The organism is Mycolicibacter arupensis (assembly GCF_002086515.1).
In the GTDB taxonomy this organism is placed as follows: Bacteria; Actinomycetota; Actinomycetes; order Mycobacteriales; family Mycobacteriaceae; genus Mycobacterium; species Mycobacterium arupense.
In genome coordinates this window covers 1-13,141 of the sequence record NZ_MVHH01000010.1, presented here as the reverse complement: position 1 = coordinate 13,141, position 13,141 = coordinate 1, and the positions used below count along the sequence as shown (strand labels likewise).

The following is a 13,141-nucleotide window of genomic DNA, read 5'->3' as shown; positions in this document are numbered from 1 at the left end:
GAGATTACCGTCAGCTTGGCCTGAAATTCCGGCGGTATCGGCGATACGCTCACCGTGACCATCGACTGTCGAGGCGGTACCTGTGTTGAGATCCCTGCGCCGCATCCACACGGCACTGGCCGCGGCCCTGCTGGCCGTCTCCACCCTGACCGGGGCCGCCGGCGTCGTACCGCCAGATCCGGTCACCGCCTCACCGATCACGGCACCGCAGGCGATCCACCTCGAGACGATCACGCTCGTCAACGCCGAGACCACTGACGTCGCCACCCAAGTTTTCGGCGTCGCGGACTCCAACCTGTACACGCTGAACGAGGCAGATCTGGTCGCCCAGCTCAGCCAGATACGCGATCTCGGGGTCACCGACCTGCGCTTGGGCGTGCCCTGGATCTACATCCAGCCCACCGCCACCACCTATGACTGGAACCAGATGGACAGCGTGATCAACACCGCGCATTCCATGGGTTTCTCCATCACCGCCGCGATCACCGGGAATCCCGTCTGGGGAGGGACGCCGATCGCGGGAGCACCGGACCCGGCGGCGTATGCCGCGTTCGCCGCGGAGGTCGCGCAACGCTACAGCGGCGAGATCTCGACCTATGAGATCTGGAACGAGCCCAACGGGGTGATCTTCTACGCCCCGGTCAGCGCCGAGACCTACACCACCGTGCTCCAGGCCGCCTATACCGCGATCAAAGAGGTAGACCCCGATGTGACCGTGCTGGCCGGTGCATTGGGTGCGACCACCACCATCGCCGGGCTCAGCGTCAGCCCCCAAGAGTTCCTTGAGCAGATGTATGCCAGTGGGGCGCAGGGCTATTTCGACGCGGTCAGCTACCACCCCTACCACTACACGCTGCCGTTCTCCGCAGGGGTGGGAGTGACCAACTCGCCCTGGGAACAGGTCCAGGCATTGAACGCCATCATGGCCGCCAACGGTGACGGCGATCTGAAGATCTGGGCCACCGAGTATGGCAACGCCACCACCCCGGTCTTCGGTGTGAGCGAAGACGTACAAGCCAATTTCCTCGAAGACTTCCTGGTCGCTTGGTCCAAGCTCCCGTTCGCCGGACCGGCCTTCATCTACAGCGGCCAGGACGTCGCCACCGGAATGCTCAACCATGAGGCGAATTTCGGTCTGTTCACCGACGACGGCACGCCCAAGTCAGCTGCCGAGGTGTTGGCCGCCCTGATCGCGGCCAAGGACAGCGGCGCCCTGCCTGACTACAGCGCGCCGCTGCTGCCCGAGGCCGAAGTGGTTTACCTGCAGCTGGCCTCGATCGCCGCCGGCCTGATCAATCAGGCCCTGATCATTCCCAACGCGATCTTTGAGGCGTTCTACCAAGTGTTGCCCGAGCCCTTGCAGCAGGCGTTCACCGCGATGTCGGACTTCATCACGGCCTCCACCACCGAATTCCTGGAAGCCACCAAACCGCTGGCCCTGGATGCCATTGGCGTGTTGCTGGACCTGGGCTTCTGATCAAGCAGCTCAGGCGGTCTGCTTGTGCCCGGCCTGGTGTATCGGCTGATCGGGGTCCATGACGATGCCGAGATTCTCGGCGGTACCGGCGACGACGCTGATCATGATCGTCGTCAGGTAATCGACGAATGTGTCGCGGGGCATGCGCCGCGGGCTGTCCAATTCCGGACCCAGCCACCAGTCGGTCGCCGAGGTCGCGCTGCCGAAAGCCGCGAAGGCGGCCAGCTCCAGAGCCCCTCGATTGAGTTCCAGATCCTGCAGCTCGCTGTTGATCATCTCGGCCATCGCCAAAGTGATCGTCCGGCCTTCGTTGAGCGCCCGCACCCTCGACTCGGACTGAGCGCGCGCCCGCCCCTGAATGAAGAACCGCAGCACGTTGGGGTGCTCGTCGACCAGGGTCACGTATTCCTCGACGCTGCGCCGAACGATGTCGCGCAGTGAGTTGGTGGCAACATCGATGGAGGCGAAGATCGCCGCCCAGAGGTCGTCACGCAGCCGCGCCCCGACCGCCTCGAACAGGTCATCCTTGTCGGCGAAGTGCCGGTAGATCTTGGGCTTGGCGGTTCCGGCTTCCTCGGCGATCTCGCGCACACTGACGTCGGGTCCGAGCCGGTCGATGGAGCGGAAAGCGGCGTCGACAATCTCCCTGCGAACCTTCTTACGGTGCTCGCGCCAACGCTCACTACGCGCATCGACCTTCTGCCCACCGTTTTCGGCCGGCTTGGGTCTCGTCGTTCCGCGCACGTCAAGCACCTTACAGCGTTGCCGCCGCTGACCTGGGCAGACCGGCCGTCGGCTACCATCGCCGCTGTGGTGCAGCGATTCGACCTTGCGGTAGTCGGCGGAGGTCCAGCGGGGTCAGCGGCCGCCTGGCAAGCAAGGCAGGCCGGCGCGAGTGTCGTGGTCTTGGACAAGGCCGAGTTCCCGCGGGACAAGCCCTGCGGTGACGGCCTGACCGCGCGCGCCGTGAGCTACCTGCAACGGATGGGGCTCGCCGAGCAGGTTTCCCAGTTCCACCGGGTCAATCGGGTGAAGGTGTTCAGCCCGAGCGAGTGGGAGCTGTCGTTCCCCCGCCGGCCCGGCATGCCCGACCACGGCTACGTGGCACGGCGCCCGGAATTGGACACGCTGCTGCTCAAGCACGCCGAGGCGGCCGGAGCCGAGATCCGACAGTCCGCTGAGGCCGCGGGCCCGGTCCTCGACGACACGGGCCGGGTGACCGGGGTGCTGCTCAAGGGCGGCGAGAAGGTGCTCGCCGATGCGGTGATCGCCGCCGACGGCGCCTACTCCCCGATCAAGCGGGCACTCAAACTCGACTCGGCTTACAACGGCTATTCGGCGATCGCGATCCGCGCCGAGATGCCGGCCGTGCGTCCCGACGTCGATTCGCTCGATATCTACCTGAAGCTGCTGTTTCACGGCGACCAGCTGCCCGGCTACGGCTGGGTGTTCCCGCTGGGTGGGGGCCGGGTCAATATCGGCTTGGGCTACGTCAACAGCTACAAGAACTGGCAGGCCATCAACGCCACGCATTTCCTTGGCGAATTTCTGGAGACGTTGCCCCGCGATTGGGAGCTGCCCTCGATCACCGAGCTCAAGCAGTCCAAGACGGTGCGCGCCTGGCGACTGCCGATGGGATTCACCGCGTGGCCGCCGTGGCGCCCGGGGGTGCTGTTCACCGGCGACTCCTTGGGTGCGGGCCGGCCGACTTCGGGTGCGGGAATCTCCAAGGCTCTGGAATCGGGGTTGGCCGCCGGCGAGTGCGCGGTCGCGGCGCTGGCCAACGGCGGGCCGGATGACTTCACCAACTACGCCCAGCGCATGGAAGCGGCCTGGGGCCAGGAATACAAGCGCGGCCGCTTCTTTCACAAGCTGGCGGGCAACCCGTCGGTGGCCAAGGCCGGTCTCAAGCTGCTCGACAACGCACGGTTTCGCAACATGCTGCTGACCCGGCTCTACAAGGGCCAGGAGGGGCCGGCGCACCGGTTCTAAAGTTCGGATCGGCGGGCGAAGGCCCTACCGCCCCGGTCGAGTGTGCCGTTTGGGCGGCCGTCCCCGCGCCGCCGCCACGGAATCCGCACGCTCGACACATTTACCCCGACACGGCGGCCTCCGGCACCCACTGGGTGTCCGCGAACCCTTGGCGCTTCACCAGGTATTTGCGGGTTACCAAAAGTATTTGTTCGGCTTGCCGAATTCCGGCTACGGTAGTGAACACAGAGCCCTGTCCGCACGAGGAGAGCCACGCCATGCCCGTGTACCGAACGCCAGATTCCACCCCCGACTTCGGCCATCGCCACTCTGCTGTTCGCTCCCCCGACACCCATGGCGCGACCTGTCCGGCACGCGGGCTCGAGGGCTGAACCGTGACCGCAGATCCGATCGAGGCCATCAACTGGAACGAGATCGCCGACCAGCGTGACCTTGACGTATGGAACAGGCTCACCGCGAATTTCTGGCTCCCGGAAAAAGTGCCGCTGTCCAATGATCTGCCCAGCTGGCACACGCTGACCCCCGAGCAGCAGACCCTGACCATCCGGGTCTTCACCGGCCTCACCCTGCTCGACACCATGCAGGGCACGGTCGGCTGCATCGAGATGCTCGCCGACTCCGCCACCCCGCACGAGGAGGCGGTCTACACCAACATGGCGTTCATGGAGTCAGTGCACGCCAAGAGCTACAGCTCGATCTTCTCCACCCTGTGCTCGACTCCTGAGATCACCGCGGCGTTCGCCTGGTCGCGGGAGAACCCCTTCCTGCAGCGCAAGGCTCACATCGTGCGCGACTTCTATCGGGGCGACGACCCGCTGAAGAAGAAGATCAGCTCAGTGATGTTGGAGTCGTTCATGTTCTACAGCGGCTTCTATCTGCCGCTGTACTGGGCCTCGCGTTCGATCCTGACCAACACCGCCGACATCATCCGGCTGATCATCCGCGACGAAGCGGTGCACGGCTTCTACGTCGGCTACAAGTTCCAGCAGGGAATGCAGATCGCCACCGCGCAGCGCCGCACCGAGTTGGCCGACTTCGCCTACTCGATGCTCACGGAGCTCTACGACAATGAGATCGACTATGCGCGAGACCTTTACGGTCCGCTCGGCATGACAGAGCCGGTCCTTCCCTACATGCGCTACAACGCCAACAAGGCGCTGGCCAACCTCGGTCTCGCGCCGCTGTTCCCGGCCGATGACACGCGGGTGCCGGCCGAGATCATGTCTGCCTTGGACCCCGGGGCCGCCGAGAACCACGACTTCTTCTCCGGTTCCGGCAGCTCTTATGTGATCGGCTCGCAGCAGCCCACGACCGACGACGACTGGGACTTCTGAACGCGGCGACGTTTCAGCGTCGCCCGCGCCGGGTGCCGCCCGATTGACGCGCCACCTTGCCCGCAGCAGCGCGGGCGGCCTGTTTTGCCAGGGTCTTCTCCCGCGCGCTGCGCTTGGGCGCCGGTTGCGCCTGGCCCCGTGACGAGCCCGCCTTGCGGCCGCGCACCACGCCGACGAACTCTTCGACCAGCGTCGCCGCGGATCCCTCGCTGAATGCCAGTGCTACCGGGCAGGTGGGAGCATCGGCGATCGGGCGGTAGCAGAGATCTTTGCGGAGATACAGGCGCGCCAAGGACTGCGGAACTATCAGCGCACCCAACCCGGCGGCGACGAGTTCTATTGCATCCATAGTTGTTTCGGGACGGTGATCCAGCAGCTGCCCCGGAGCGTGCGCCCAACCGACGACGTCGTCGGCAGGAAGCAATACGGGCTCTTCGTGGAGATCGGCGACAGTGATCTCATCGACGGCGGTGAAGACGTGATCTTTGGGCACCACCGCCACCGTCGTCTCCTCGTAGAGGGGGATGACCGAGAGCCCAGAAACGTCCGGCGGTGGCCGCAGCAACGCCACATCGACGGTGCCTGCTCGCACCGCGTCGGGCGCGTCCGCCGCGTCAATGGCCTGGAGCAGCAGGGGGACGGCCGGATGACGCTCCGCCCAGACCCGCGCCCACTTCGCCGGTGTCGCACCGGGGACGTAGCCGAGGGTGAGGGAAGGCGGATTCACCGCATCAGGCTACCGATAGGCTGGTGCCATGAGCAGGCCGAACGCACAGTCCATGAAACCCGCCACGGCGGCCAAGAAATTGGATGTGTATCTGCCGGCGACACCAGCGGAGTTCCAAGAGAACGCGATCACCCGTGCCGAGCTCGCCGCCCTGCAGGCGGACCCGCCCCAGTGGCTCAAGGACCTGCGCAAAAACGGACCGCACCCCAAGAACCTGGTGGCCGCCAAGCTGGGCATCTCAATATCGGGGCTTACCCGCGGCGACGTCGACAAGGCAATGACGACTGAGCAGATTGATCAGCTGCTCAACGACAAGCCGGCGTGGCTGGTCGCCGAGCGTGAGAGCTACCAGGAAGTCCTGCGTGAGCAACGCCGTATCAAAGCGCTGCATGCCGACCAGGCTCGCGAGAGCTGATTCACGAGCCGCAACGCGATTCGCCAAATCGACTGTCTCCGTTGCTCATTCGAGCCAAGACATCGCGCACTGAAGTCGATCAGCCTTGGCGATGCCGGGCACACTGATCTTGTTTCGGGTAGCGTGGCGAGAGATCACCCCCCACCAGAAAGGCATGACATGCACGGCCAACGCCGCGTCACACATCGTCTGGTTCTGGTTGCCACGGCAGTCGCCGCCTTGGCGATCGCGCCCACCGTGGTGGCGCCGAACGCCCACGCCGAGATCTGCCCAGGCATCCTGGGACCCGTCGTCGTGCCCGGCCCCTGCGGCCCGGGCCTGCTGGGCGCGCTGGTGAATGACGCTGTCATCGGCGCCACTGCCGGCGCCGTCGGCGGCGCGATCGACGCGCCGCACGCGACGCGTGAGGACATCGCCGCGCAGCAGAGCGCCGGCTTGCCGCCCTGCTACACCCCTTCGGGCCAGCCCTTCTATACCGCCGCTGGTGAGCCCTGCCCGGCGGGCATGGAACACCCCCCGGCCGCCAAGCCGGCACCTGCGCCGTAGACCTGACGAGCACCGCGCCGGCCGCATTGGCCTGACCTGAAGCTGCCCACCTCAGGGCAGGTTGAGCTGCCAGGACACGCCGAATCGGTCGTTGAGCCAGGCGAACGCGGTGGAGAAGCCGTAGTCGCCGAGCGGCATCAAGGTGGTGCCGCCCTCCCCCAGCTCGGCCACCAACCGCTCCAGCTCCGCACGGTCGGCGACGTCAACGAATAGCGAGCTCGACGGGGTGAAGTCGAAGCCGTGGTCAATCGCACTGTCGCTGACCAACACACGCAGCCCGGCCAGGTCGAGTTCGGCCAGCATGATGCCGGTGGCCGGTTCGGGGTGCGGGGTCGACGAGACCACCGATGCTCCCGGGATCGCGGCCAGGTACATCTCGATCGCGGCGGCGGCGGTGCCTCCCTGAAACATGAGAAAGGGTCTGATGCGGGTCACCTGTTTCTCCTATGTCAAGCCACTGCCGCTTGGCAAGGCGTGGCCGGGTTTGGTGGTCGACCCAACTTCTACACCTCCGGCGCGACCTCGTCGTGGATGCGAGCCGGACGTTTGCACCTTCCAACGATGACTAATCAGACAGCTATGGCCGCTGCTCGGCGGTCTGCTGACACCTTCCGGCCGGTAGATCGGATCCTCGCCGCCTCCCGCATCTCCGCGGTCCATTCCACGCCCGTCGGCCCAAGCCCACCGGCCGCGATGTTCTGCAAGGGCTGGCCCTCATGCCGAAGGAGAGCGATCCAAGCGATCTCGGCCTCACCGAGTTCGTTGAGGCCGTCCGCCCAATCGAGCTGATCCACGATCACGTTGTCGCGATCCTGCTTACGCAACCAGTCGTAGAACGGCGTCTTCCTCCCGGCGGCGGCCTCCTTCAGGTGCTGAACGAAGTCGTACTTGCGAGCTTTTCGTCGTGAGGCCGACATAGCGGTACCGCGGATCTGATCGGAGCCTGACCCCGTAGATCAGGCCTCCGTCCGGTGATCCGAGGGGTACCAAAAGTCCCGGCCTTTCAGAGACCAGTGGTCACAACATGCAGCTGACGCAGCCTTCGACCTCGGTCCCCTCCAGCGCCATCTGCCGCAGGCGGATGTAGTACAGCGTCTTGATTCCCTTGCGCCACGCGTAGATCTGCGCCCTGTTCACGTCACGGGTGGTGGCGGTGTCCTTGAAGAACAGCGTCAGGCTCAGTCCCTGATCCACGTGCTGGGTGGCCGCGGCATAGGTGTCGATGATCTTTTCGTAGCCGATCTCGTACGCGTCCTGGTAGTACTCCAGGTTGTCGTTGTTCATGTAGGGCGCCGGGTAGTAGACGCGCCCGATCTTGCCTTCCTTGCGGATCTCGACCCGCGCCACGATCGGGTGGATCGATGACGTCGAGTGGTTGATGTAGGAGATCGACCCGGTGGGCGGCACGGCCTGCAGGTTCTGGTTGTAGATCCCGTGAGTCATCACCGATTCCTTGAGCCGGAGCCAGTCGTCCTGGCCCGGAATCCGGATGCCTGCGTCGGCGAAAAGCTCAGCAACCCGTGCGGTCTTGGGCTCCCAGACCTGCTCGGTGTACTTGTCGAAGAACTCTCCGCTGGCGTACTTGGAGGCCTCGAAACCGGCGAAGGACTGACCCCGCTCCAAGGCAAGGCGGTTGGAGGCCCGCAGTGCGTGGTAGAGCACGGTGTAGAAGTAGATGTTGGTGAAGTCGATGCCCTCTTCGGAACCGTAGAAGATGCGCTCCCGGGCCAGGTAGCCGTGCAGATTCATCTGCCCCAGACCGATGGCGTGCGACTCGTTGTTGCCCTGTTCGATCGAGGGAACCGACCAGATGTGTGTCTGATCCGAGACCGCGGTCAGCGCCCGGATGGCGACCTCGATGGTCTGACCGAAGTCGGGCGAGTCCATCGCCTTGGCGATGTTCAGCGAGCCGAGGTTGCAGGAGATGTCCTTGCCCACCTTGGAATACGACAGGTCGTCGTTGAATTCCGACGGGGTGGAGACCTGCAGGATCTCCGAGCACAGGTTGGAGTGGGTGATCTTGCCGGCGATCGGGTTCGCCCGATTCACCGTGTCCTCGAACATGATGTAGGGGTAGCCGGACTCGAACTGCAGCTCGGCCAGGGTCTGGAAGAACTCCCGTGCCTTGATCTTGGTCTTACGGATGGCCGAGTTGTCGACCATCTCGTAGTACTTCTCGCTGACGGAGATATCGGCGAACGGCACCCCGTAGAACTTCTCGACGTCGTAGGGCGAGAACAGGTACATGTCCTCGTTCTTCTTGGCCAGTTCGAAGGTGATGTCGGGGATCACCACGCCCAGGCTCAACGTCTTGATGCGGATCTTCTCGTCGGCGTTCTCCCGCTTGGTGTCCAGGAAGCGGTAGATGTCGGGGTGGTGGGCGTGCAGATACACCGCCCCGGCGCCCTGACGTGCCCCCAGCTGGTTGGCGTAGGAGAACGAGTCCTCGAGCAGCTTCATGATCGGGATGACCCCGGAAGACTGGTTCTCGATGTTCTTGATCGGGGCACCGTGCTCGCGAATGTTGGTCAGCAGCAACGCCACTCCCCCGCCACGCTTGGACAGCTGCAGAGCGGAGTTGATCGAGCGACCGATGGACTCCATGTTGTCCTCGATGCGCAGCAAGAAGCAGCTGACGGCTTCGCCCCGTTGCTTCTTGCCCGAGTTCAGGAAAGTCGGGGTGGCGGGCTGGAACCGGCCGTCAATGATCTCATCGACCAGCTGTTCGGCGAGCTTGGTGTCACCGGCAGCCAGGGTCAGGGCAACCATGCAGACGCGGTCCTCGAACCGCTCCAGGTAGCGCTTACCGTCGAACGTCTTCAAGGTGTACGAGGTGTAGTACTTGAATGCGCCCAGGAAGGTCGGGAACCGAAACTTCTTGGCGTAGGCGCGATCCAGCAGTGACTTCACGAAGTTCCGCGAGTACTGGTCGAGCACTTCGCGCTCGTAATACTCCTTTTGGATCAGGTAGTCGAGCTTCTCATCCTGATTGTGGAAGAACACCGTGTTCTGGTTCACGTGCTCCAAGAAGTACTGACGGGCGGCCAGCACATCCATCTCGAACTGGATCTTGCCGTCGGCGTCGTACAGATTGAGCATCGCGTTGAGCGCGTGGAAGTCCAGCTCGCCCACCGGAACGCTGCGGGTGTTTGCGGTTACCTGCTCTGCAGTTGCAGCGGTCGGTGGCATGCCTCGTCCTTCCAGAATTCAGCCAAGCCCGCGCGGACGGCTTGTACGTCCTCGTCGGTTCCCATCAATTCGAATCGGTACAGGTACGGCACCCCGCACTTGCGGGACACCACATTGCCCGCGTAGCAGAACTCCGCACCAAAGTTGGTGTTGCCGGCCGCGATCACGCCACGCAACAACCCTCGGTTGTGTTCGTTGTTCAAAAAAGCGATGACCTGCTTCGGCACATAGCCGCCCTCGTTCGCGTCGGGCTGCTGACGTCCGCCGCCGTAGGTCGGCAGTACCAATACATAGGGGTGGTGGACCTCGATGCGTCCGTGCAGCGGGATCCGTATTGCCGGAAGGTGCAGCTTCTGCACGAATCGGTGGGTGTTCTCCGACACCGAGGAGAAATACACCAGGCTGCAGTCAGAATCCGCAGACATGGCGACCCCCTTCAGCTCTCAGTCAGACTCCACCCGTACCCGACTCTTGCGCCCGGCTACGCGCTGAGCGCGGTCGCCGTCAGCGCCTTGATGCGGTCCGGCCGGAAGCCCGACCAGTGCTCGTCACCGGCGACCACGACCGGCGCCTGCAGGTAACCCAGCGCCATCACGTAGTCGCGGGCGTCGGGGTCCAGCGAGATGTCGACCTTCTCGTAGGGGATGCCCTCTTTGTCCAACGCCTTGTAGGTGGCGTTGCACTGCACGCACGCGGGCTTGGTGTAGACAGTGATGCTCATGGCGGCAGGCTCCTCAGCGAATCGTCGACATCGAACGGATGACGGGTGGGGCACTACGTTCAGTGGGCCGCCAGAACTTCAGTCTTTCCAGCTCCCGAGCCGTGGCAGAGGCACCCAATAGGTGCCGATTGCCGCGGCCCGAACGACTGGAAGATCCCGGGCCTGTCGGTCCCCCGAACACTACACCTAGTGGTCATCCCTTGGGCTCAATACTAGATGTTCTGAACGACATTGTTGAAATTCGCTGGTCGTAAGCCTGTGAACACGTCCGCTTCGGCGTGTCGCATCTCACAATCTTGCAATCGGCTCCTCATAACCGCAGGTCTACCACTAGGCACCGACAAGTGGCCGGGCCACTCGACCGCCAGCGGCCGGCCAGCAAACCTCGCCGAGCCCCGATACGGAGCATCGCGGCAGGTACGGGTTCCGGCGGCTCCCCGGCGGCGACGGGCGCCTCCTCCTGGTCGTTCCCGTGCCGACGACAACACGTCCGACCCCGCGCCCCGCCGGGCCGTGAGATTGCCCGCCCGTCGGGGGGACCCGCTAGCGTTCCGGGCATGCTGTCGACGCTGGCCGTACGCGGGTACCGGTCGCTGCGCGATGTCGTGCTGCCACTGCGCCGCCTGACCGTCGTCACCGGGGCCAATGGCACCGGCAAGACCTCGCTGTACCGGGCGCTACGACTGTTGGCCGACTGCGGCCGCGGCGAGGTGATCGGCTCGCTGGCTCGCGAAGGCGGCCTGGAGTCGGTGCTGTGGGCCGGACCCGAACAACTCGGCGAAGCGCGCCGCAGCGGTTCCGCCCAGGGCAGCGTGCGCACCCGAGTGGTCTCGCTGGAGATGGGTTTCGCCTCCGATGACTTCGGCTACCTGGTCGATCTGGGACTGCCACAAGACCCGGCACAGGCGTCGGCGTTCGCCCACGATCCGGAGATCAAACGCGAGATCGTGTTCGCCGGACCGGTACCGCGGCGCGGTGCCACCCTGGTGAGCCGCACCCGGGCTTTCGCGCAGGCCAACACGGACTCCGGTGTCGAGGAACTGTCCCGGACCCTGCCCACGTATCGCAGCGTGCTCGCCGAATTCGCCCACCCCGCCGCACACCCGGAGCTTGCTGCGGTGCGCGACCGGCTGCGGGACTGGCGCTTTTACGACGGCTTCCGGGTGGACGCCGCCGCGCCGGTGCGAAGGCCCCAGGTCGGCACTCGTACCCCGATCCTGGCCGGTGACGGCGCCGACCTGGCCGCGGCGGTGCAGACCATCATCGAGTCCGGTGACGACGAGCTGGACCGTGCGATCGCGGCCGCCTTCGACGGGGCAACACTGTCGGTCAGCTCCCACGACGGCATGTTCGACCTTCACTTGCGCCAACGGGGCATGCTGCGGCCGTTGCGCGCCGCCGAACTGTCCGATGGCACGCTGCGGTTCCTGCTGTGGGCTGCCGCCCTGCTGAGCCCGCAGCCACCGTCGCTGATGGTGCTCAACGAGCCGGAGACGTCGCTGCATCCCGACCTGGTGGCGCCGCTGGCCGAACTCGTCCGCGCCGCGGCCGCCAGGACACAGGTCGTGGTGGTCACCCACGCGCGCACCATGCCGGAACTGCTCGCCGCCGTGCCGATCGCCGAGGCCGACCCTCACGACACCGCAGAGATAGAGGTCTATAAAGACTTCGGCGAGACGCGGGTCGCCGGTCTGGGCCTGCTGACCACTCCGCCCTGGGATTGGGGCAGCCGCTGAGCCCTATGGCGGCTCAGGAGCTGCGCAGCGAGGCCTTCGACGGCCGCAATGCCCGGCTGAACAGCACGTTGGCCTGACGCATGGCCACGCTGTAGGGCAGCCAGGCCAGCCGCTTGAACGCATACAACGCCCTGATGTCACCGGAGGTGTAGACCAGGTAGCGATTGCGCGCCACCCCGGCCAGGATCTTGTCCGCCGCTTTCTCCGGCGACACGGCATGGCCGGCAAAGCGGCCCACCCATTTCTCCACCTGCGGATCCTCGCGGTCCACGCCGGCAATCTCGACGGTGTGGACCAGCCCGGTCTTGACCGCGCCGGGTACCACCACGGAGACCCCGATGCGGTGGCGCGCGAGGTCGAACCGCAGCACCTCCGATACGCCACGCAGGCCGAACTTGCTGGCGGAATAGGCCGCATGCCAGGGCAGTGCGACGATCCCCGCCGCCGAGGAGACGTTGACCAGGTTTCCGCCGCGGCCGGCGGCCACCATCTGCGGCAGGAAGGACTCGATGACGTGGATGGGGCCCATCAGGTTGATGTCGACCATCTTTCGCCACTGCTCGTGACTCAACCGGTCCACCGTGCCCCACGCCGACACCCCGGCGATGTTCATCACGACGTCCATCGGCTCATGTCGGGCGTGAATGTCGGCGGCGAAGGCGGCGACGTCGTCATAGTCGGCGACGTCGACCACCCTATGCTCGGGCACCAGCGCGCCCAGTGCTTGTGCGTCGGCGACGGTCTGCGCCAGTCCCTCGGCGTTGCGATCGGTCAGGTACAGCTCCGCGCCGTGCTCAGCCAGGCGTAACGCGGTGGCCCGCCCGATCCCGCTCGCCGCTCCGGTGATGAAGCACCGCTTGCCCCGGTAGTACTGCGCTACGCGTGTCATGGATGCAGACGATACCGGCGGTACCGCGCACCGCTCATGCAATCCCCGCTGGGGAGGCTGGGCTAGCTGTTGTGACCTGAGAGGTTGGGTACGCGGCTGGCGGGTGGTTGGCCTC

Annotated in this window: 14 protein-coding genes; 6 read left to right on the top strand and 8 right to left on the bottom strand. The window is 65.2% G+C overall.

Going from position 1 to position 13,141, the window contains the following annotated elements; all coding sequences use genetic code 11:
* Positions 1-82: 82 nt before the first annotated feature.
* Positions 83-1,477: a cellulase family glycosylhydrolase gene (locus BST15_RS06940; protein ID WP_052751349.1), complete on the top strand. Its 1,395-nt coding sequence runs from the start codon at positions 83-85 to the stop codon at positions 1,475-1,477.
* Between the two features lie 9 nt (positions 1,478-1,486).
* On the opposite strand, the gene BST15_RS06935 is transcribed toward BST15_RS06940, so the two are convergent.
* The gene (locus BST15_RS06935; protein WP_046187708.1) at positions 1,487-2,221 is read right to left on the bottom strand and encodes a TetR/AcrR family transcriptional regulator; all 735 of its coding nucleotides are present in this window, start codon (positions 2,219-2,221) and stop codon (positions 1,487-1,489) included.
* A gap of 66 nt (positions 2,222-2,287) precedes the next feature.
* On the opposite strand from BST15_RS06935, the gene BST15_RS06930 reads away from it, so the two are divergent.
* Together BST15_RS06930 and nrdF are read left to right on the top strand one after the other, a co-directional pair.
* Positions 2,288-3,469 (top strand): NAD(P)/FAD-dependent oxidoreductase, encoded by a 1,182-nt coding sequence (locus tag BST15_RS06930; protein WP_046187707.1) that lies wholly within the window; start codon positions 2,288-2,290, stop codon positions 3,467-3,469.
* 374 nt (positions 3,470-3,843) lie between these two features.
* On the top strand, positions 3,844-4,803 hold the full coding sequence (gene nrdF, locus BST15_RS06925) for a class 1b ribonucleoside-diphosphate reductase subunit beta (protein WP_046187706.1): 960 nt from the start codon (positions 3,844-3,846) through the stop codon (positions 4,801-4,803).
* 13 nt (positions 4,804-4,816) lie between these two features.
* On the opposite strand, the gene BST15_RS06920 is transcribed toward nrdF, so the two are convergent.
* Entirely contained in the window at positions 4,817-5,530 is a 714-nt protein-coding gene (locus tag BST15_RS06920; RefSeq protein ID WP_046187705.1) for a LysR family substrate-binding domain-containing protein, read from the bottom strand.
* 28 nt (positions 5,531-5,558) lie between these two features.
* Between BST15_RS06920 and BST15_RS06915 the strand changes: the two genes are divergently transcribed.
* The gene (locus BST15_RS06915; RefSeq protein ID WP_046187704.1) at positions 5,559-5,945 is read left to right on the top strand and encodes a DUF5997 family protein; all 387 of its coding nucleotides are present in this window, start codon (positions 5,559-5,561) and stop codon (positions 5,943-5,945) included.
* Positions 5,946-6,104: 159 nt separating this feature from the next.
* A complete protein-coding gene (locus BST15_RS06910) occupies positions 6,105-6,491 on the top strand; it encodes a hypothetical protein (protein WP_046187703.1) in 387 nt (128 codons plus the stop codon).
* Positions 6,492-6,542: 51 nt separating this feature from the next.
* On the opposite strand, the gene BST15_RS06905 is transcribed toward BST15_RS06910, so the two are convergent.
* From BST15_RS06905 to BST15_RS06885, 5 genes are all read right to left on the bottom strand, one after another.
* Positions 6,543-6,926, bottom strand: coding sequence for a VOC family protein (locus BST15_RS06905; RefSeq protein WP_082103978.1), 384 nt, complete (start codon positions 6,924-6,926; stop codon positions 6,543-6,545).
* Positions 6,927-7,060: 134 nt separating this feature from the next.
* Positions 7,061-7,408, bottom strand: a complete 348-nt coding sequence (locus BST15_RS06900; RefSeq protein ID WP_198528275.1) for a GIY-YIG nuclease family protein — start codon at positions 7,406-7,408, stop codon at positions 7,061-7,063.
* Positions 7,409-7,508: 100 nt separating this feature from the next.
* Positions 7,509-9,680, bottom strand: coding sequence for a class 1b ribonucleoside-diphosphate reductase subunit alpha (gene nrdE / locus BST15_RS06895; protein ID WP_046187701.1), 2,172 nt, complete (start codon positions 9,678-9,680; stop codon positions 7,509-7,511).
* Positions 9,647-10,105: a class Ib ribonucleoside-diphosphate reductase assembly flavoprotein NrdI gene (gene nrdI / locus BST15_RS06890; RefSeq protein WP_046187700.1), complete on the bottom strand. Its 459-nt coding sequence runs from the start codon at positions 10,103-10,105 to the stop codon at positions 9,647-9,649. The genes nrdE and nrdI overlap by 34 nt, the downstream gene beginning before the upstream one ends.
* Before the next feature lie 56 nt (positions 10,106-10,161).
* Positions 10,162-10,401, bottom strand: coding sequence for a redoxin NrdH (locus BST15_RS06885; protein WP_046187699.1), 240 nt, complete (start codon positions 10,399-10,401; stop codon positions 10,162-10,164).
* Between the two features lie 557 nt (positions 10,402-10,958).
* On the opposite strand from BST15_RS06885, the gene BST15_RS06880 reads away from it, so the two are divergent.
* On the top strand, positions 10,959-12,137 hold the full coding sequence (locus BST15_RS06880; protein WP_046187698.1) for an AAA family ATPase: 1,179 nt from the start codon (positions 10,959-10,961) through the stop codon (positions 12,135-12,137).
* 13 nt (positions 12,138-12,150) lie between these two features.
* On the opposite strand, the gene BST15_RS06875 is transcribed toward BST15_RS06880, so the two are convergent.
* On the bottom strand, positions 12,151-13,026 hold the full coding sequence (locus tag BST15_RS06875) for an SDR family oxidoreductase (protein WP_046187697.1): 876 nt from the start codon (positions 13,024-13,026) through the stop codon (positions 12,151-12,153).
* Positions 13,027-13,141 lie beyond the last annotated feature (115 nt).